At 71.7% G+C, this 18694-nt stretch carries 14 protein-coding genes; 7 read left to right on the top strand and 7 right to left on the bottom strand.

From position 1 onward, the window contains the following. Window positions 1-34 precede the first annotated feature (34 nt). Window positions 35-712, bottom strand: a complete 678-nt coding sequence (locus ACF1AG_RS05945; protein ID WP_359607429.1) for a hypothetical protein — start codon at window positions 710-712, stop codon at window positions 35-37. 293 nt (window positions 713-1005) lie between these two features. Here ACF1AG_RS05945 and ACF1AG_RS05940 point away from each other — a divergent pair, with 293 nt between their 5' ends. After that, window positions 1006-1299, top strand: coding sequence for a WXG100 family type VII secretion target (locus ACF1AG_RS05940; RefSeq protein WP_359607430.1), 294 nt, complete (start codon window positions 1006-1008; stop codon window positions 1297-1299). A 70-nt stretch (window positions 1300-1369) separates the two neighbouring features. Here the strand turns inward: ACF1AG_RS05940 and ACF1AG_RS05935 are convergent, their stop codons facing one another. Together ACF1AG_RS05935 and ACF1AG_RS05930 are read right to left on the bottom strand one after the other, a co-directional pair. Continuing rightward, on the bottom strand, window positions 1370-1999 hold the full coding sequence (locus tag ACF1AG_RS05935) for a hypothetical protein (RefSeq protein ID WP_359607432.1): 630 nt from the start codon (window positions 1997-1999) through the stop codon (window positions 1370-1372). After that, the gene (locus tag ACF1AG_RS05930) at window positions 1996-2238 is read right to left on the bottom strand and encodes a hypothetical protein (RefSeq protein WP_391809374.1); all 243 of its coding nucleotides are present in this window, start codon (window positions 2236-2238) and stop codon (window positions 1996-1998) included. The genes ACF1AG_RS05935 and ACF1AG_RS05930 overlap by 4 nt, the downstream gene beginning before the upstream one ends. Here ACF1AG_RS05930 and ACF1AG_RS05925 point away from each other — a divergent pair. Together ACF1AG_RS05925 and ACF1AG_RS05920 are read left to right on the top strand one after the other, a co-directional pair. Continuing rightward, complete coding sequence (locus tag ACF1AG_RS05925) at window positions 2221-4365, top strand: RNase A-like domain-containing protein (protein WP_391809373.1); 2145 nt, start codon at window positions 2221-2223, stop codon at window positions 4363-4365. The two genes, ACF1AG_RS05930 and ACF1AG_RS05925, sit on opposite strands and share 18 nt — an antisense overlap. Then, entirely contained in the window at window positions 4362-4661 is a 300-nt protein-coding gene (locus tag ACF1AG_RS05920) for a contact-dependent growth inhibition system immunity protein (RefSeq protein ID WP_359607437.1), read from the top strand. Before ACF1AG_RS05925 ends, ACF1AG_RS05920 begins: the two co-directional genes overlap by 4 nt. A 128-nt stretch (window positions 4662-4789) precedes the next feature. Here the strand turns inward: ACF1AG_RS05920 and ACF1AG_RS05915 are convergent, their stop codons facing one another. After that, complete coding sequence (locus ACF1AG_RS05915; protein ID WP_391809522.1) at window positions 4790-9193, bottom strand: FtsK/SpoIIIE domain-containing protein; 4404 nt, start codon at window positions 9191-9193, stop codon at window positions 4790-4792. A 258-nt stretch (window positions 9194-9451) separates the two neighbouring features. On the opposite strand from ACF1AG_RS05915, the gene ACF1AG_RS05910 reads away from it, so the two are divergent. Continuing rightward, on the top strand, window positions 9452-10843 hold the full coding sequence (locus tag ACF1AG_RS05910; protein WP_391809372.1) for a hypothetical protein: 1392 nt from the start codon (window positions 9452-9454) through the stop codon (window positions 10841-10843). Window positions 10844-10867: 24 nt separating this feature from the next. Here ACF1AG_RS05910 and ACF1AG_RS05905 read toward each other — a convergent pair whose 3' ends face one another. The 3 genes from ACF1AG_RS05905 to ACF1AG_RS05895 all read right to left on the bottom strand — a co-directional run bounded on the left by ACF1AG_RS05905 (window position 10868) and on the right by ACF1AG_RS05895 (window position 15118). Next, on the bottom strand, window positions 10868-11401 hold the full coding sequence (locus ACF1AG_RS05905) for a sigma-70 family RNA polymerase sigma factor (protein ID WP_359600724.1): 534 nt from the start codon (window positions 11399-11401) through the stop codon (window positions 10868-10870). A gap of 153 nt (window positions 11402-11554) precedes the next feature. Then, complete coding sequence (locus ACF1AG_RS05900; RefSeq protein WP_391809371.1) at window positions 11555-14473, bottom strand: BTAD domain-containing putative transcriptional regulator; 2919 nt, start codon at window positions 14471-14473, stop codon at window positions 11555-11557. Between the two features lie 234 nt (window positions 14474-14707). Continuing rightward, window positions 14708-15118 carry an ester cyclase gene (locus ACF1AG_RS05895; protein ID WP_359600722.1) on the bottom strand — a complete coding sequence of 137 codons (411 nt, stop codon included), beginning with the start codon at window positions 15116-15118 and terminating at the stop codon, window positions 14708-14710. Window positions 15119-15680: 562 nt separating this feature from the next. Here ACF1AG_RS05895 and ACF1AG_RS05890 point away from each other — a divergent pair. The 3 genes from ACF1AG_RS05890 (at window position 15681) to ACF1AG_RS05880 (ending at window position 18586) form a co-directional block, all read left to right on the top strand. Next, window positions 15681-16442 carry an SDR family oxidoreductase gene (locus ACF1AG_RS05890; protein WP_359600721.1) on the top strand — a complete coding sequence of 254 codons (762 nt, stop codon included), beginning with the start codon at window positions 15681-15683 and terminating at the stop codon, window positions 16440-16442. A gap of 470 nt (window positions 16443-16912) precedes the next feature. After that, entirely contained in the window at window positions 16913-17614 is a 702-nt protein-coding gene (locus ACF1AG_RS05885) for a TetR/AcrR family transcriptional regulator (RefSeq protein ID WP_359600720.1), read from the top strand. Window positions 17615-17965: 351 nt separating this feature from the next. Next, the gene (locus ACF1AG_RS05880; RefSeq protein ID WP_359600719.1) at window positions 17966-18586 is read left to right on the top strand and encodes a helix-turn-helix domain-containing protein; all 621 of its coding nucleotides are present in this window, start codon (window positions 17966-17968) and stop codon (window positions 18584-18586) included. Window positions 18587-18694: the final 108 nt, after the last annotated feature.

Raw genomic sequence — 18694 nt, 5'->3', positions numbered from 1 at the left:
CCGCGCGGGACCGGGTGGGGGACCGTGGGCTCGGCTACTGGGCGGCCTTCGCGCCGTCGGGGCCCACCGCGAACCAGACGCCGTCCACGCCCTGCCCGTTGAGGTCACCGGGCCGGGTGTCGCCGGCGAAGCGGTACACGGGCCAGCCGCCCACGGTGACCTGGACCTGCCCGTCGTCACGCCGGATGGCGCCGATCTGCTGCGGGTCCACACCGGCGAGGTAGACGTTGCCGCCCTCCTGGATGGTGACGGGGGGCCACTTGGCGGCGCACGCGTCGTTGCAGTTGGACTTCGACGGGTCTGCCGTGTCCTTGTCGAAGCGGTAGAGCGCTGCCTGATTGATGTTGATCAGGTTGGGGGAGGCGAGCGACGGCGAGTTCACGGCCGACAGCTGCACCCACTTCGGGGGTGCCTCCTGCACGGCTGCTCCGATCACGGTGCCGCCGTTGCCGCTGAGACCCGCGTCCTGTGCGGTGGAATCGACCACCTGCAGTGCCGAGTTCCCCGGCCCCGGAGCCGGCGCGGAAGCCTGGGGAGTCTGCGGGGCGGCGGACGAAGGCGGTGACGCGGGGTCGTCACCGATCTGGATGGTCTTGCCGCAGCCCGACAGTCCGGCCGCACCGCACAGGACGACGGCGGAGGCGACGAGGGCACGACGTCCACGGCGTGCGGCGGAGGACGAGGAGGAACGGCCGTTGAGAAGGGAGATCATGCCGGGCACACGAGCTCCGCGGCGGTAATGGTTCAGCGGGCGTGTCCGGCGGGAGCGGCCGGGCCCGGACCCTCCCGGCGTGGGTGTCAGGCGTTCCGGTCGGCCTGGCTGACGCATCCCGGCCGGCTTGGCCGAACGCACCGCAGCCCGGCCGGCTCGGCTGAACGATCCCGGCCGGCTGGGGTGAACGCATCCCGCCCGACGGCCCGTGTACCTGGTGCGTGACTGTGGACGATTCCGTCCAGCCGCGCAGTTCATGTCATCCACCACGTACCGGCGAAAAGAGCACAGACATGCCCGATTACAAGGTCAACTCCGACGAGACCGCCTCCACCTCGCAGGCGCTGCTCAGCGACTTCTCCCAGCTTCAGGACAAGCTGAGCGAGGTCAAGGGCAAGATCTCCAACCTGCTCGCGAACGGCTACAGCACCCCTGCGGCGCAGCAGAAGTTCTCTCCGTTCTTCGACGAGTTCGCGAAGGGCTTCGACCAGGTGAACCAGGGTCTGCAGGGCATCGGCCAGTATGTGAAGTCCGTCGGTGACGCCTTCACCCAGACCGATGACCAGCTCGGCTCCAACCTGGGCTGACACACAAGCGCCCGCCCCCAGGACCCGACGCGGATCCTGGGGGCGGGCTCATGGCCGGGGGAGGGTTCCGTCAGTCCGCCGCCGCGTCGAGCGGTGTGCCGTCCTCGGCCAGGAAGCGGAAGGTGCCGGTGATGGCGTCGAAGAGGTCGTACACCTCGTCCTTCAACGGCAGGTTGGGGCTGGCGAGAGTGACGACGAGGTAGTCGCGCTCCGTGCCCGGCACCGGCATCATCGTGTGCATCACCAGCAGCTTGACGTCGATGTCCCCGGTGAGCCGGGTGACCTCGGTGCCGGTGACGCGTGCGGCCGCGCCGACGTGCGGTATCCGCACGGAGCTGATCACCCGGTCGTTGGACGCCGCCGCACCGGGCGAGGCGACACCCAGGGACCGGGAGAGGACCGGCAGAGTCAGCTCGGAGCCCTCGGGCGTGTTGACGGCGAACACCATGCAGTAGGCCATGAACAGGCCGTCGTCGTAGGACGTGGCGGTGCCGGTGGCGAGCAGGGCCCCACTGCGACGGGCGGACCGGAACACCTCCCGGCCCTGCCGGAACCAGTCGTTGATGCGGGCCTTCCGACGGGGGTCGTCGGTGCCGGCAAGCGCCTTGGTACGACTGCGGGCGAGATCCTCCCCGTTCAGGTCGAAGGTGTCCCACAGGTCGGGTACGTCCAGCAGGAAACGCTGTGCGGCGGCGCTCACCGTGCGTCCCCCGCGTCCAGGTGTGCCACAGCGTCCTGATCCGTCTTCTCGAAGGAGTCGAGGATGCTGGTGATGGCGTCCTGGATCTCCTTCACCTGCTTCTTCAACTGCTTCCTGCCGTCGTTCCACTTTTTCTCGAAATGGTTGCCCGGGCCCCTGGAGAGGTCCCGTCCGAGCGCCGCGTCGAAGTCGAACCGGTTGCGGTCGATGTCGATGAAGTCGTGGACGAAGCCCAGCATGTTCTGCGCCTCCCGCAGTTCGTCCCCCGGAATCACTATGTCCTGCGCCATGCGCATCTCCTCCTGCTGTGCGACACCGGACCTCACCTCGGACACGGGTCCACGAGACCGGAACGTTCAACTGCTCGGCAGGCCGTCACAGCCGCGGATGCGCAGGGTGAACCCCGCAGGTTCCGGCTTCGTGTGCCCAGAGTCAACGACGTTGAAAGGCACCGCATGGCACGTCGGCACAGCACTCCACAGGATTTCCAGCTCGTCGGAATGAGCTCCGATCCGACCCCGGGGGATCCCGACCTGATTCTGGAGATCACCACGCGTTACCGGGACATCGGCGACGCCGCGGAGAAAGCACTGAACATCCTGAAGCGCGACGGCAGCATCTCCCGGGGACGGGGAGAGACGATCGCGGCTCTTCAGAAGAAGATCGGAGACGATCTACCGGACAAACTGCGGAAGACCGCCACCTCGTACCACGACGCCGCGCAGGCCTACGCGGACTACGCACCCCGGCTCCGTGAGGCCCAGGAGACCCTCGACCGTGCCGTGGACCAGGCAGCGACCGCCGCGCCCCAGGCGAACCAGACAGTGCCTGCACTGGGCGAGGACCCCTCGGACGAGGAGAAGGCGGAGGTGAACAAGCAGAAGGACGCCGTCGCCGCCGGGCAGGAGTCGCTGAACGCGGCGAAGAGTCTGGCCCAGCAGGCGCGGGAGATGAGGGAAAGCGCGCAGCGCGGATTCGAGGAGGTGCTGGACCGTGCCGCGAGCGAGGCGATCCCCGAACGCAACATCTTCCAGCGCATCGCGGACTTCTTCAGGGATTTCCCGTTCGTCAAGATTCTTCTGGGTGCGCTGCTCGCGATCGTCGCGGTGTTCTTCCCTGTGGCGGGAGCCCTGTTGGGCGGCGCGTTGTTCGCCCTGGAGACGATCACCGCGATAGCCACCGACCATTTCAGTCTGGGCGACTTCGCCCTCGGGCTGATCGCGCTGGTTCCGGGCGGCAGCCTGCTCAGGGCGGCGGGCGCCGGAGTCAGGGGCGTCACGGCCTCGGCCGGCTCCGCCGTGAGGGGCAGCAGAGCGGTTCACGGCCCGATCGACTCGGTGGCGGCCTCCGTCAACCACACCAAGCCGGTCGGCGGGTTCCTGAACGGCCCGCGCGGCGAGGCGGTGAAGGAGATCGGACGTGACTTCGCGCACGACGCCGGTTCGGAGGCGGTGGACCAGGCCGTCGAGGGAGAAGGATTCGACGCCGGTGCCATCCTGGGCGCGGGTGCGGCAGGTGCGGCGGGCACCGCCTTCGGCGTGGCGGCGAGAAACCTCCCCTTTCCCCGTAAGGGGGCGGGCTCGGGCACCAGCTCCACGGGCGGTACCGCCACCCGATCGGCCCCGGACGCTCCCGGTGATTCCTCCCCGGCGCCGGGGTCCGCCCCCACGGCCACGACGTCCGCCACCCCGGACGCGGCGCCGGCGACACGGAATCCGGACACTCCCGAGCAGGTCCCCGCCTCCACAGGTCCGGACAACGCCCCGGCCGTCACTGGGGCAGCCGTCACTGGGGCAGCCGCCGCCGGGGCCAAGAAGAAGGCCAAGGGGTCGAAACCTCCCGCCAAGACGGTGCAGCCTCCGGTGTTCCGGCCGGGCGGCGGCAACAACGTCTTCAAGCCCGGGAATGCCTCAGCCGCCACAAAACAGAGGTTCGCGGCGCTCGAGGACGCGCTGAACAGAGACAAGAGCAGCCTTGACCTCTCGCGCTTCGAGAAGATGCCCGGCTCTCACGGGCTTGCCCGGCACAACGGCAAGACGGACGACGAACTCAGAGGCCGGCTGACCGATAACCCGCACCTCACCGCGGCCTCCACGTTCAAGGACCAGGCAGCGGCCGAGAGGGCGGCAGCGAAGACTCTCAAGGGCAACCAGGGCAAGATCCTCGATCTCCTCAAGCGGCCGGGCGGCTCACGGGAGACTCTGGACGCTCCCATCTCCTCGGACGAGGGCACCGTCTTCGTCCGTAACAGAAAGGGGGAGTTGGTCGAGCGGCCGGTCACCCAGGCCAAGACCGTGATCGAGCGGGACGTGAGCCCGGGCAACAAGTTCGGATTCAAGATCATCACCCATTTCCCGGAGGCATGATGATGAACAGGTACCCGACGTTGCGTGAGCTCGCGCAGGCGTACTTCCACCAGGACTACGATCTGGAGGCCGACACCCCGCTCGAGGTCGTCGCCCTCTTCCGCCGCGCCGTCGGCCCGGAGAAGGCAGGAGAACTGCGGGACGAGATCGCCTCGCTCCTGTTCACCGTCGCAGACGACGGCGATGTCGCGCAGGTCTGGCTGGAGCAGGCCGGCGCGTTCTACGATCCCCGCCTCGACGGCGTCACGCCACGGGAGTGGCTGCGGCAGGTCGCCGCGGAACTGGGCGCCGGCTGAAGCACGTCGGTGACGGCCGGCAGGAACCGGCCGTCACCTCGGAAAAGAAGCGGGCGTGGGGCCGGCCGGACGGCCGGCCCCACGCGGGGAAGGGGCGCCCTCGCCGGGGGGTCGAGGCGCCCTTGGTCTCACAGCTCCGGTTCGCCGAACGGCACCTGCACCGACCGGAGCGTTCCGTCACCCAGGTGCAGCAGACCCCGGCCGGGCTGGGGAGCCCGGCCCACCACGCCCCGGGTGAGCTTCACCCCGATGACCTCACCGTCGCCCAGGCTCTGGGGAGACAGCAGCATGCCGGTCCTGTTGCGCTTCACCTGTCCCATCCAGCCGGCCAGGCTGAGCGACAGGGACTCGGCGTTGCCCGCCACCAGCAGGCCCCAGCCCGGTCCTGCTCCACCCCGGGCGAGCAGGGCGAGATCGGAGTCGATCTCGGCTCCCATGAGCAGCTCCGCGTCGTCGACGACGATCACGGCGTTCTCCTCGGGGATGTCGCCCAGGATCTGCCGGAACTCCTGCACGGACACCTCGGGATCGTCGATGACGGCGGCGACGCCGGGCCGTTCCGCCAGCCCGCGCAGGGGCGAGCGGCGCGGGGCGAGGACGACCAGTCCGGTCCCGGCCGCGAGCAGCGAGTGCGCCGCGGTGAGCAGGGCGGTGCTGCGGCCGGTGCGCGGCGGTCCGGCGACGACGAAGGTCGGAACGTCCGACAGGTCGGGGCCGAGAGAGGTGAGGACGTCACCGCCCACCGACACCAGCGGACGCATGGGCCCGGCCGCGCCGTGCAGTGGGAGTGCGTCGGCATAGGTGATCCGGTCCGGGAGGACGACCAGCCCGGGGGCCCGCCGCTCGGCGGGGACCGCCGACTCGCGGGCCGTGAGTTCGCCGCCGAGCCGGATCAGCGCCTGCGCCTGTGCGGCGCCCACCAGGTCCTCGGTGAGTACCGCGATCTGCACCTCACTCAGATCCTGGGTGCGGATACCACGGCCGGGGGGCGGATCGGAGGGCGCGGACCGGGTCGGGACACCGACACCGGAGTAGTCCTGCCGGTCGTTGAGCCTCAGAACGATCTTGTCCTCGGTGGTACCGGAGAACCGGCCGCCGCCCAGTACCCGGTCGCCCGCCAGGACGAGGTGGATACCGACCCCGGCACCGTCCCGCAGGAGCCGGAGCATGCGCTCCATGTAGCTGCCGTTGTCGTACGAGGTGAACTCCCGGTCGAAGGCCTCGAACCGGTCCACCATGAGCACGATGTGCGGGAGGCGTTCACCGGGTGCCTGGGCGGCGCGCAGTTCGGCGAGGTCGGCGGTGCCACGAGCACCGAGGGCCGCTTGCCGCACGGTGAGTTCGGCGTTGAGACGGTCGAGCAGGCGGCCGAGGCGCTCGGTCTGACCGCGGTCGACGACCGCGCCGCAATGGGGCAGTGCCGTCAGCGCGTTGAGCGCTCCGTTGCCGCAGTCGAGGCCGTAGAGGTGGACGTCGTCGGCACCGTGTGCCTGACAGAGCGCCGCGGCCAGGGTGCGCAGCGCCTGCGAACGCCCGGCGCGGGGTGAACCGATGATGTGCAGGTGACCGGAACGGTCCAGATCGAAGAGCAGGGGGACCCGGCTCTGCTGCGCGGGCAGGTCGACGACGCCGAACTCGACGGCGGGCAGAGCGGCATCACGTTCGGCCGACGGCCGGGGCGCGGGCGGCGCCGTCCAGGTGAGGGAGGCGGGCAGCGGCGGCAGCCACGGACTGGGCCGGCGCCGTATGCCTTCCAGCTCCGCGGCCTCGGCGACGGAGGCGGTGAGCACCGCGAGGTCGGTGACCGCCTCGGTCGTGCCGACGGTGGACGCCCCGCCCGGTCGGCCGGGCAACGGACCGCCGAGGTCCTGCCAGGCCACTGTCTCGGCCCGGACGGAGGGCTCGGCCCCGTCGCCGGGACGGCCGCCGGGGCGTCGGCCACCGACCCGTCCCGACTGGAACGGGAGCAGGGCCGAGGGGCCGAGCCGGGCGAAGGCACGGCCGGGGGTGACGGGGGAGAGCTCACCCGCGTCGGGGGCGTCGATGATGTCCCGGCTCTCGGTCGTGTCCGTCGTGCGGAGGGCTATCCGCAGGTTGGTGTTGGCCCGGATGTCGGGCGTGACCGCGCCTCCGGGGCGCTGCGTCGCGAGCACCATGTGGATGCCCAGCGACCGGCCTCGCTGGGCGATGTTGACCAGGCCGGAGATGAAGTCCGGCAGTTCGCGCACCATGGACGCGAACTCGTCGACGACCAGCAGCAGCCGGGGCAGCGGCGGAAGACGGTCCCCGCCACGGGACCGCTTGTCGAGGTAGTCCTCGATGTCCTTGGCCCCGGCCTCCGCCAGCTGGGTTTCCCTGCGCCGCAGTTCGGCGCCCAGGCTCACCAGTGCCCGTTCGACGAGCTGGGTGTCGAGGTCGGTGACCAGGCCCACCGTGTGCGGCAGGTCGGCACACTCGGCGAAGGCGCTGCCGCCCTTGTAGTCGACGAGCACGAACGTCATCTCGTCGGGCCGGTTGACGACCGCCAGCGTGGCCACCAGGGTCTGGAGCAGTTCGGACTTGCCCGAGCCCGTGGTGCCGGCGATGAGGGCGTGCGGGCCGTCCCGCACCAGGTCGACGGCGAACTCCCCGTTGTAGCCGGAGCCGAGCACCGCCTTGGTGCTGCGGCCGCCCAGCGCCCAGCCGGCCCGTACCGCCTCGGCCGTCGGGGGCTCGAGGTCCAGCACGTCCAGCAGACGTACGGAGCCGGGCAGCGTGGAGTCGTCGCCGTCACCCACGGCCCGCAGGGGGGCCAGCGCCCGTGCGAAGTCCTCGTACCAGTCCGGCTCGGGGAAGTCGGTCCGTACGTCCTCCAGCGCGGCCTCGCCGCCGACCCGTACCGTCGAAGTGGTGGAGGGCGCGGAACCCGTGACGACCACGGCACCGCACTCCTCCGGCAGCAGCCGCTCCTCCCGCTCCACGCAGATGGTGTGGACGCCGACGGCCGGCCCGTCCCGCAGCAGGGTGATGACGCCGGGAAGCGAACGGGCCCGGCGTGCTTCGGCGAGGACGACCAGGATGTCGGGGCTCCCCATGGCGCCGCCCCGGGGCCGGTCGGGGCCCGCCGCGATCCGGGCGGCGATGGTCCGCCCCAGTTCCCCGATGCGCCGGGCCAGTGAGTCGACGGTGCTGCCCACCAGGTTGTAGGCGTCCTCGCCTTGTGCCTGCGTGTGCGGCAGCCAGCGCGTCCACGCCCAGTCCGGGCCGCCGTCGGGTCCGCCGAGAACGACGACGGACAGGTCGGCCGGGCTCTGCAGGGCGGCTGCCTGGGCCGTCATCCAGCGGGCCAGGCTCGCCGCACGGGGACCCGCGACACCTGCGACGCCGGCCTTGCGCAGGGACAGCGCGACGGGCACCTGGTCGAGCCGGGGCACGGTGTTGCGACGGTGCTCGTCCTGCGTGGGGTCGTCGACGGTCAGTGAGGAGGGCAGGTCGGTCGCGCCGACCCGGACGGTCAGGAAGTCCGCGTCCTCGTAGCGCCGCTCCCACAGCCGCTCCGAGGGCTGGGCGGCCATCTGTGACAACGCGGCGGGATCGGGCAGCGACAGCCGCAGGTTGCGCTGCTCCTCCAGTACGGCGGCGTCCACGTCGGCACGGACCCGGGCCAGGGTCTGCTCGTATTCCTTCTTCTTCTCCAGGTACTTGAGCATGCCCTGCTTGCGCCCGCCGAACTGGGTGATGAGCGCCGCGATCGGTGAGAGCACCGCGATGAAGACGAACACCCAGTTGTGGGTGACGAAGATGGCGATGGCGGCACTGCCCGCAGGAAGCAGCAGGATCGGAAGCAGGGGGATGGGCCGCTTGTCGGGCCGTACGGGCGGCGCCGGCAGCCGGAACTTCGCCCGCACCCGCGGCGGGACGAACCGGGGCGGCCGGTTGAACTCCAGTCCCAGCCCGTCCGCCGAGGGGGTCAGCGGCGCGCGGGCGGTCCGCTCCGAGGTCAGTTCCAGCAGCGTGTCCCGCACCGCCAGCTGGCTGCCCGGCAGCCACGCCGAGGGAGCGTCCGCCTCGTTGCCGTCGAGCAGCGCCTCGTTCATCACCAGCAGCTCGGCGCTGCCGTCGAGTTTCACCCGGACGCGGGCGGCCAGCGGCGGGGCACTCTCCGACAGCCGGATGCGGCAGCCGGGGTCGCTGCCGATGTCGTAGTCACCCGGCACCAGATGGAAGACCGTGCCGGCACCCGGTCCCGACACCACCCTGACTTCGGTGGTGCCCCGCTGCTCGGGTGCCTTCCGCAGGGGAGCGCCGAGCGAGACGTCCATGCCGTCCCGGACACCCGCCGCCCGCAGGGTCTGCTGCGGGTCGGCGGGGTCACTGCCGAGGTAGAGCGCGGGTTCCGCGCCCTCCTCGGCGTCTTGGGGGCCGGGGGCCGCTGCGCCCACGGCGCGGGCCAGCTCCGCCGCGAGACGGCCGACCCGCACGGTGGGTTCGGTCTCGACGACGACGGTGGCCGGGGCGTCACCGGTCCGTGGATCGCGAACACTGACGGTCAGTCGCACGATGCATCGTCTTTCTCTGGAGCGGACGCGGGCGGGGCCCGGCGTGCACTTCGTGTCCGGCGGGAGTCGCGGCCGTCTGCCCCGACGCCATACACACGGGGACCGGGCCGTACGGGGTTCAGCGGACGTCGAACGTTTACGCCGGGCGTCCCCGTGTACGGGGGGAGCGCGCCGGGAAGGCCCCGCCTTCCGGCGGCCCCGACCGCGTCCGACGATCCGTAGGACACGCCAGAGGACATGGGGAGACCCCAGATGAACGAAGCACCCGGTGCCGCACCCGGACACGGGGCGCGGCACGTCACCGCACGCGGCGCGGGACGTCACCTTCGCCGGGCCCTTATGGCTCTGCTGCTGGCCTGCCTCGTCTGGTCCGGCGCCGCGGAGCCGGCGGACGCCGCGGACGGGGACGACCTGGTCAAGGTCTTCGTGGTACCGGATCCGTCGGCGTCGGGCGGGAGGACCGTGACTCTCCCGGACGTCGCCGCCGGCACCTTGGGGGACGCGTCGCGTTCCCCGGAGATCTTCGACCTCAACCGGGAACTGACCCAACCCGACGGAACCGCGCTGACCAGCCCGGACGAGCAGCTGCACCCCGGCTGGATCCTGCGCCTCCCGCAGGACGCCACCGGAGACGGCGTCCAGCTGGCCCGGGACAACGGCGGACAGGAGCCTTCCCCCGGCCCCGCGGCGGGTACCGGCACGACCACCGTGTTCGCCGTGCCCCTGGGGACGGTCGTCGCGGTGCTCGGCGCCGTCGTGATGGCGCCGGTGACGGCGGGCATCGTCGCCCGCCGCAGACTGCGAACGGCATGGTCCGCACTCGTACGCCTGCTCCGCCGGCTGGGAGAGCCCTTCAGAGCGCGTCGGCGCCTTGCCGCACGGCGTGCGCTGGGCCGCCGATTCGCCGCCGACACCGACGCCCCGCGGCGGGCCCGTCTCGTGCTGAACCGGTTCCGCGCCGCCGAGGGAGCGTCCGGGGCGCCGGTGCACGCCGTGCGCATCGACGCCGTCGGTGCCACCGTATGGCTGCCGTCCACCTCCGCAGCCCCGGAACCCTGGAAGCGGATCGACTCCACGCGATGGAGCCTGTCCGCGACGGAAGACCGGCGGGCGGACGGCGAACCGGTCGCGGACGAGGCGGCCTGCCCGGTACGCGCAGGGACCGACACCGAGGGCGTGGCGGTCTTCGTCGACCTGAGCCGCCTCGACGGAGTGCTGAGCGTCGTCGGCGACGCCGCCACGGCGCGGGACGCGGTGCGGAACGTGCTGGAGGAAGTGGCCCGCGGCAGGCCCGGCACGCCGGTGACCGTGCTGGGTGACAGGACCGGGCCGCTCGTGCCCGTCGTGCCGCCGGGACTGCGGGAGGTCCCGCCCCTCACTCCTGCGCCGGTGGCGCCGCCGCTCCCGTCCGGGACCAGGAGAATCGCCGCGGCCCGGCGCCCCGTTCAGGGACTGGTCGTGCTGGCCACGCCGCCCACCGACCACGAGGCCGCGCAGCTCGCCGCGCTGTGCGGAACCGGTGGGGCCGGCTGGACCGGACTGGTGTGCGGCGAGGTGGCCGCGGCGCACTGGCGGTGGTACGCCGACGCCGAAGGGCGGGTGGATGTCCCGCTGTTGGGCCTCCGGCTCACCGTTCCGGCATGAAGGGCACGAGGCCGGCGCCGGACCTCACTCGCGGCGGCCGGCCGCGGCCAGCGTCCGCAGACCGGCGAGGGCGTAGTGGCGACGGGATTTGACGGTTCCCGCCGGTATGCCGAGGATACGGGCCGTCTGCTCCACGGTCCGGTCGTACAGGTAGGTGTGCAGCAGCACCTCCCGGTGCTCCGGGGAGAGCCGGCGCAGCAGGGTCGCCGTCTCCACCGAGGTGAGGACGGCGTCGGAGTGGTCGACGAGCGGCAGGTCGCGGTCGTCGGTGCCCACCGTTTCGCGGCGCGCGGCGGACGTGCGCTGCCGGTCGATGATCAGGTTGCGGGTGACGGTCAGGAGCCAGCCCCGTACGGAACCCTCCGTGCGGAAGAGCCGGTCCGTGTGCGGCCATGCGCGGATCCAGGTCTCCTGGACGATGTCCTGCGCCAGGTGGTGGTCGTTCAGGAGCTTCTCGGCGTAGGCGAGGAGGGCCTTGCCGTGGTCGGTCATCAGCTGGTGCAGCGGCTGTCCGGGGAGCGGGCCATGGGGCATGGGTGTGGTGAGTGCGGTGTCCATCTTCCAGTCCTGGAGGGCAGATGCGTGCCGTGGACCTCGACGGGTGTCACCGCACAGCGGGGCCCGGTCGGGAGCACGCGCGGTGAGGGTAGGCAGCGCGCACTTCCGGACGACTGGCAATCCACTGACGTGGTCACGAGGACAGCGGGGCACTCAACGAGCTGGGCAGGCAGCGGCGGCCGGCGGCACCTCCACGCCCAGCAGCTCCGCCAGCTTCCTCCGTACGGATTCGGCGTCCGGATGCCCGATCGTGTCGAGGATGCCGAGGCCCTGCCGCCAGGCCGATGTGGCCGCGGCCTCCCGGGAGGCCGCGTGATGGGTGTCGCCGATGTGTATGAGCGTGTCGGCCTCCAGGTACCGGTCGCGGACCGCCCGGTACAGGTTCAGGGCCTGCTCGTAGCAGATCAGTGCCTCGTCGTGGTTGCCCATGTGGTGGTGGGCGTAACCCAGGCTGTCCCACGCAGCGGCCTCACCGTTGCGGTCACCCACCCCCTGGTGCAGTGCGAGGGCCCGGCCGCACTCCTCCACGGCCCTGTGGTGCTCCCCCTTGAGGATGTACGTCCAGCCGATCTCGTTGGCGACGCTCGCCGCCCCGGCGAGGCAGCCGGCCCGGGCGTACAGGTCGCGCGCCCGTCCGTACCGGTCGAGCGCCTCCTCGTAACGCTCCCGCGAGTTGGCCAGAAAGGCGGCGTAACGGTGCACCCTTGCCTGCCCGACCGGGGCGTCGAGCGTGTCGAACAGTTCCAGCGCGTACGACAGATGCCTCGCGGCCGTGGCCCATCGGCCCAGCCGTCCGTGGGCGAAACCCAGCGCCCGGTAGGCGTATGCCTGCCCGGTGAGGTCGTTCAGGCGCCGTGCGGCCGCAGCCGCCGTGGACTGCACCGCGATCTGTTCCTGCCACCGTCCGCCTCGGTCCAGGTACCGCTCGACGGCCACGGCCAGGCGCCAGCTGTGCCCGTCGTAGCCCTGCCCGGCGCTGTGCTCGATCGCGGCCAGCAGCACGGAGCGGTTGGTGTCCAGCCAACGCGCGGCGTGCGACTGGTCGGCGAGAGGCGGCACTGCCACTCCGGCCGCCGGCGGAGGGGGCTGAGGCCGGTCCCGTACCGGCGCGAGCACCGACTCCGCAGCGTGCGCGCCGTGCAGATAGTGATCGAAGAGCCTGCGCCGGGCCCCGTCGGTGTCGTCCGAGGCGTGGACGAGCTCCGCAGCATAGGCGCGCAGCAACTCGTGCGCACGGTACCGGCCCGGTGTGGATTCGAAGAGCAGGTGGGTGCGCACCAGTTCCGCGAGGAGCGGACGGATCTGGGAGGGCGGCAGCCCGGTCAGGCTCGCCACGGCTTCCACGGAACAGTCGGGCCCGGGGTACAGGGCCAGCAACCGGAACGTGCGCGCGGCCTCCGCCGACAGGAGGCGGTACGACCACGAGAACGCGCTTCTCGCGTCCGCGACGGGAGGTTCCACGTCGAACGCGTCGAGACTGCCCCGGCTCTCATTCAGCTCCACCGCGACGGATGCCAGCGGGAAGGCCGGGTTCATGGCGCTCCGCGCGCTGACGACGGCCAGGGCCAGGGGCAGGTGACCGCACGCCGCGACGATGTCCGCGACCGCCGCGGGCTCCTGTGCGACACGGTCGTCGCCGAGCCGTCGGCGCAGCAGGTCCAGGGAGTCCTCCTCCCGCATCACGCCCAGCGTGACGGCGTGCGCACCCTCGCCGGAGACCAGACCGTACAGCCGGTTGCGGCTGGTGATGATCACCAGACAACCGGGTGCCGCCGGCAGCAGAGGCCGGACCTGTTCGGTGCTGTGGGCGTTGTCCAGGAAGACCAGCATCCGTCGGCCGGCGAGCAGACTGCGGTACAGCGCGGCTTGTGCATCCACTCCGGCGGGCAGTTGCTGGGCGGGAACGCCCAGGGCTTCGAGGAAGAAGCGCACGGCTTCGGCCGCACTCATCGAGGAGCCGCTGGGGTGGAAGCCCCGGAGGTCCACATAGAGCTGTCCGTCGGTGAACCGGTGAGCGACGCGGTGGGCCCAGTGCACGGCCAGTGTGGTCTTGCCCACCCCCGCCATACCGCCGATCACCACCACGGCCGTCCGGTCCCCGCTGTCCGCCGACAGCGCGTCGAGCCCTTCCAGTTCCGCTTGGCGGCCGGTGAAGACGGGGAGACCGGGGGGAAGCTGCGCCGGCCGGACGGGTGCGTCCGCGACGCTTCCGCCCCGGCTGTCCGCGGGCACGTGTGCCGCCACGCCGTCGGTGCCGTCGGCGCCGGCTTCCAGGGGCAAGGGACCGGGGAAGGCCGTGCCGCCGGGCAGGGCCTGCTCCAGCACGCGCTGATGTGCGGCGCGCATCTCTGCGCCGGGATCGACCCCCAGCTCTTCCGTGAGACGTCTGTGCACACTTCGGTAGACGTCCAGGGCCTCCGCCTGGTGGCCGGCGGCCGCAAGCACCAGCATCAACGCGGCTTGGAGGGTTTCGTCCAGCGGGTGCTGGGCGGCGGCCCGCCGCAGCACGACCAGGATCCGGGCGCCCCAGGCGGGACCCGCCGCGAGCGACTGCTCGGCCGCTTCCCTCACCGTGGCCAGGTATTCGTTGTCCACGGCCCCGAAGACGGGATGGGCCCGGATCGAGGGGGTGATCCCGGACCCGACGGGCCCCCGCCACAGGGCCAGGGCCCGCAGGAGCAGTTCGGTTGCCCCGACTGCGTCGCCGCGCCCGGAGAGCTGTTCCGCTTCCTGGCGCAACTCCCGGAAACGCAGCAGGTCGAGGGTCCCGGCGTCCGCGTCCAGGCGGTAACCGCCCGCGTGGAGCGCCAGCCGCTGGGAAACGCCACGAACCGGGAGGCCGGGTTCGAGTACGCGCCGCAGGGCGCCGATGTGGCGTTGCACCACGTTGACGGCGCTGGCCGGAGGGTCCTGCCCCCACAGGACGTCGACGATCTCGTGTGTGGTGACCGGCTCTCCCGCCCGGACCAGGAGGAGGGCGAAGAGCGCGCGCTGCTTGGGTGATCCGAGTTCGACCTCGTGGTCACCACGCCATGCCCTGACCGGCCCCAGTACGGAGAAATATATGCACACGCCACATATCGTACCGACCCCGCGCTGATCCACGGGGCCGCTGGGAGGCCTGCGGGGCTGGTGAGAAGGCCGAGGAACCCTTCCTGACCCACGGCCGGACGGAGCCCCGCGCGATGGGACGCGGCGGACCGGACGCACACCGTGGCGTCGCGGTCGGAGGCACGCGGCGGCCGGCCGCCGACACCGGGTGCCGCCGCGTGGCAGTGCCCGGTGCCGGCCGAGCCGGGCGGGGGATCAGGCGGTGAGCTGCGCCTGGAGCTGGAACAGGTCCTCCGCGTGACGTACTTCGACCATCCTGCCGTGCTCGGCACGCCACAGATCGATGCCGGTGAAGCTCACCCGCCTCCCCGTCGCGGGAGTGCCGAACCAGTCGCCGGTGTGAACGCCGGTCATCCGCCACTGGCTGACCACCCAGCCGTCCGTCGTGAGGCTCCGGAAGATCTCCTCGATGCGAGTTTCGCTGAATCCCTCCTTCACCGCTCTGACGAGCACCCGGACGGCGTCGATGCCGGACTCCGTGCCGGCCGGCTGGTTGTGGTCGACCAGGTCGGGGGAGATGAGCTCGTCCACGCGGGAGAGGTCGCCGCTCTCGTACACCTCGAGGACGGCACCGGCGAGGGCGCCGGGATCCAGGGCAGTGTTCATGATGGTTCCTTGCTGTGGAGTGGGCTGCCGCTCGGGCCGGCCGGTGCGGTGGGCGGCGGAACGGCGGACGCTCGGTCCGTCCGAGACCTGGTGTCTCGCGGGACCGAAGCGGCTCCGCCGGGATGTGGTCGTGCGGCAGCGTAGGTCAGCGGGAGGGCGCCGGAGGCCTCGGAACAGGGGGAACGCGGTGCCGGTACGAGGAGCGTCCTCCACTTTTCCCATGTGAACGAGCGTGGGCCGTGGCAGGGGGCCGCAAGACGAGGCGGCTCGGCCGTTCCGCTCACCGGAACTCCGACCGGGCGGGCAGCGTCGCTCAGGGCTCGCGCGACTGCTCCGGCCGGCGATCTTCGCGCTCGGCAGGCCTCCCTGCGTGCCGTGGACCGAGAGGCGCGCGCTGGGGTGGGACCCGAGGTTTGAATCGACGAAAACACGAGAGTGTTGCCATCGATTCGCATCCTTGTTATCGTTGATTCAGCGAGGAGCGATTCAGTGAAACGCCGGGTCGTCCTCCTCGTCCCCGATCACCGTCCTGTTCCCGCTCGACCACAGAAGGAAGACCACCATGCCTTCCCAGACCTCCCCCCAGTCCCGTCCCGCCACCCGGCGGGTCGCGCTCGTCACCGGCGGTACCGGCGGCATCGGCCACGTGGTCGTCGACCGCCTGGTGGCCGACGGGTTCACCGTCGCCGTCCACTACGCCGGCAACAAGGAGAAGGCCGAGGCCTTCGTCGCCGAGCTCACCGCTCGCGGGGCCACCGCCATCGCCGTGGGCGGCGACGTGGCCGACGAGAACGACATGCAGGCCGTGTTCGATGCCGTGGAGGCCGCGTTCGGCGGGATCGACGTCGTCGTCAACACCGCCGGGATCATGATCCTCTCCCCGGTCTCCGAACTGGACCTGGACGATCTGGACCGGATGCACCGCATCAACATCCGCGGCACCTTCGTCGTGTCCCAGCAGGCCGCCCGGCGGCTGCGGAACGGAGGCGCCCTGATCAACGTCTCCACCTCCGTCACCCGCACCCAGCTGCCCACCTACGGCGCCTACGTCGCCAGCAAGGCCGCCGTGGAGAGCATCACGCTCATCCTCGCCCGGGAACTGCGCGGCCGGGACATCACCGTCAACACCGTCGCACCCGGCCCCGTTGCCACGTCACTGTTCCTCGAGGGCAAGGACGAGGCGACGATCGCCAACTTCGCCAAGGTCCCCCCGCTCGAGCGACTGGGCCGCCCCGAGGACGTCGCCGAATCGGTCGCCTTCCTCGCCGGCCCCGCCCGCTGGGTCAACGGTCAGGTGCTCTACACCAACGGCGGACTCGCCTGACCGTCACCCGTCCCGGCGGCCTCACGGCACCGGGCCTCCAGGAGGCCCGCAGGGAGAAGGGCAACGTCGTCATCGCCGCAGCGTCCAGCGGTTTTGGCGCTCCGACGGCGCGGGCCCTGGCCGGCGCGGGTCACACGGTCTACGCCGGCAGGTGTGAGGCGACGGGACGCAACGCCCCGCGCGCGGGAGGCCGCCGAGTACGCGCGGGGCGGCGGTGTGGGCCTCCGGCCGATCGAACTGGACGCGTGGCCTCCGACGTGCCAGGGCCGCGATGCATCCGCCGCGAGTTCTCGGCCGGGCCGGCCTCGGCGATTTCCTCGCCGTGAGGCGCCAGGCGTGCTGTCCCGGGACGTCGGTGACACAGGGACCTGGTGGGCAGGCAGCGCCCGTGAGTGCGGGGGAGCGCGCACCACCCGCTCACGGTGGCGGCAGTCAGGAGCACGTCCACCCACGGGAGTATCGTTGATAACATGGATAATAGATCACGTATTCTTCAGGCCGCTACGGAGCTGCTGGAAGCCTCGGCCAACGCGGATGTCTCCACTCGGAGCGTCGCGGAGCGGGCCGGCGTCCAACAGCCGGTGATCTACCGGATCTTCGGTGACAAGGACAGTTTGCTGGCGGCCGTCGTGGACCACGGACTGGGCCAGTACCTGGCGGCCAAGCGTGCCATGGAAGCCACCGGTGACCCCGTCGCCGACCTGAAGCGTGGCTGGGACCAGCACACCCAGTTCGCTCTGGAGCATCCCAACGTCTACCGGCTCATGGCGGGGCCGGGCATCCACTCCGCGCCGCAGGCCCTCGGGGAGATGCGCAGGCTCCTGCGCGCCGTCCTCGAACGCGTCGCCCAGGCGGGCCGGCTGGCAATCACACCGGAACGTGCCGCCGAAATCGTGATGTCCGCCAACACCGGCGTCGCTCTCACGCTGCTTGCCCGGTCCGAGGCCGACCCTGACACCGAACTGTCCGACCACATGCGGGAGATCGTGCTCGCCGGGGTACTGACGCGCGACGACGGCGACCCGTCTCCGGGCGAGACGGTGACCACGGCACGCGCGGCCACCACGCTGGCGGCCCTGCTCCGTGCGGCGCCCTCGCCCTCGTTCACCGACGCCGAGCAGGCGCTGCTGGCCGAGTGGCTCACGAAACTCGCCCAGGAGGCCTCGTCCTGATGGTGCCTCCGGTCGTCACCCGATCCTTTCACCGTGAGGCGGCCCAGGCCCGTTCCGCCCACCTCGCCGGACTCGTCGCCCCGGTGCGGGGCGGACTCCACGGGCCGCGTCGGAGAACGAACGGTGCACCGACCGGTGACCGGTCACCCGGCACACGCGGTGCGCCCGACGTCCGCACCCGCACCCGCACCCGCACCCGGATCCTGATCCGGCCGGCACGACAGCCCTGAGAGGTACCCGATGACAGAGCAACTCGAGGCGGACATAAGGCTCCAGGCCGGGACGATGCCTCCCGGTGCCCCGAAGCCCTTGCCCCCGCAGTCGCGACCGCGGTCCGAACCCGTGGGAGTCGTGGCCGGCGCCTTCGCACTGCTCCGCGCTCTCGGGCAGGCCCCTGAACCTCTCGGCGTCACGGCGCTGGCGTCCGCGGTAGGGATACCCAAGACGACGGCGCACTGCCTGCTGGAGCAGATGGCGGCCGAAGGCGTCGTGGAGCGGCGCGACCGCAAGTGGCGGCTCGGTCCGGGCGTGTACGACCTGGCACGCCGCGGCCTGTCCGGCGCCCCGTCCGCAGGGCTCGGCGCCGCGGCGCGGCACCGGCTCGAGGCCCTCTCCAAGGCCACCGGCGCGACTCTGTTCCTGCACCGCTACTCCCGCCGGACACTGGAGACGGTGTGCCACGCTTCCGGAGTGCGGGTGACGCACCACGTGACGGCCGGCGAGCAGGACATGGCCGCGAGGCACCCGGCTTCCGCCCTCTGGCGGGCGCTGGGAAGCGGGCGGCTCTCGGCCGAGTACGGCGAGGTCCGGCCCGAGTGCAACTGCATCGCGGTGCCCTTCCCCGTCTCCGGGGGAGGCATCGCCGTGCTGTCCCTCGCGCGGCCGAAGGAGGATGAACTGGAGTCGCTCAAACGGCCGTTGGAGCGGGTGGCCGCCACGATACGCGCCGACCTGAAAGCGTGGACGGCGTGACGCACGACAGCGGCGGCGACAGCGGCTTTCGTGACGTGGGCCTCGAGCCCGCCGACGGCCGGGTGAGGGCTCGTCGGGCGGGACCGGACCACCCGCACCCGAACTCCC

Source organism: Streptomyces sp. NPDC014764, from assembly GCF_043082785.1.
GTDB classification, from domain to species: domain Bacteria; phylum Actinomycetota; class Actinomycetes; order Streptomycetales; family Streptomycetaceae; genus Streptomyces; species Streptomyces althioticus.
The sequence above is the reverse complement of the archived record's forward strand: the minus strand, read 5'-3'. Positions and strand labels throughout refer to the sequence as shown.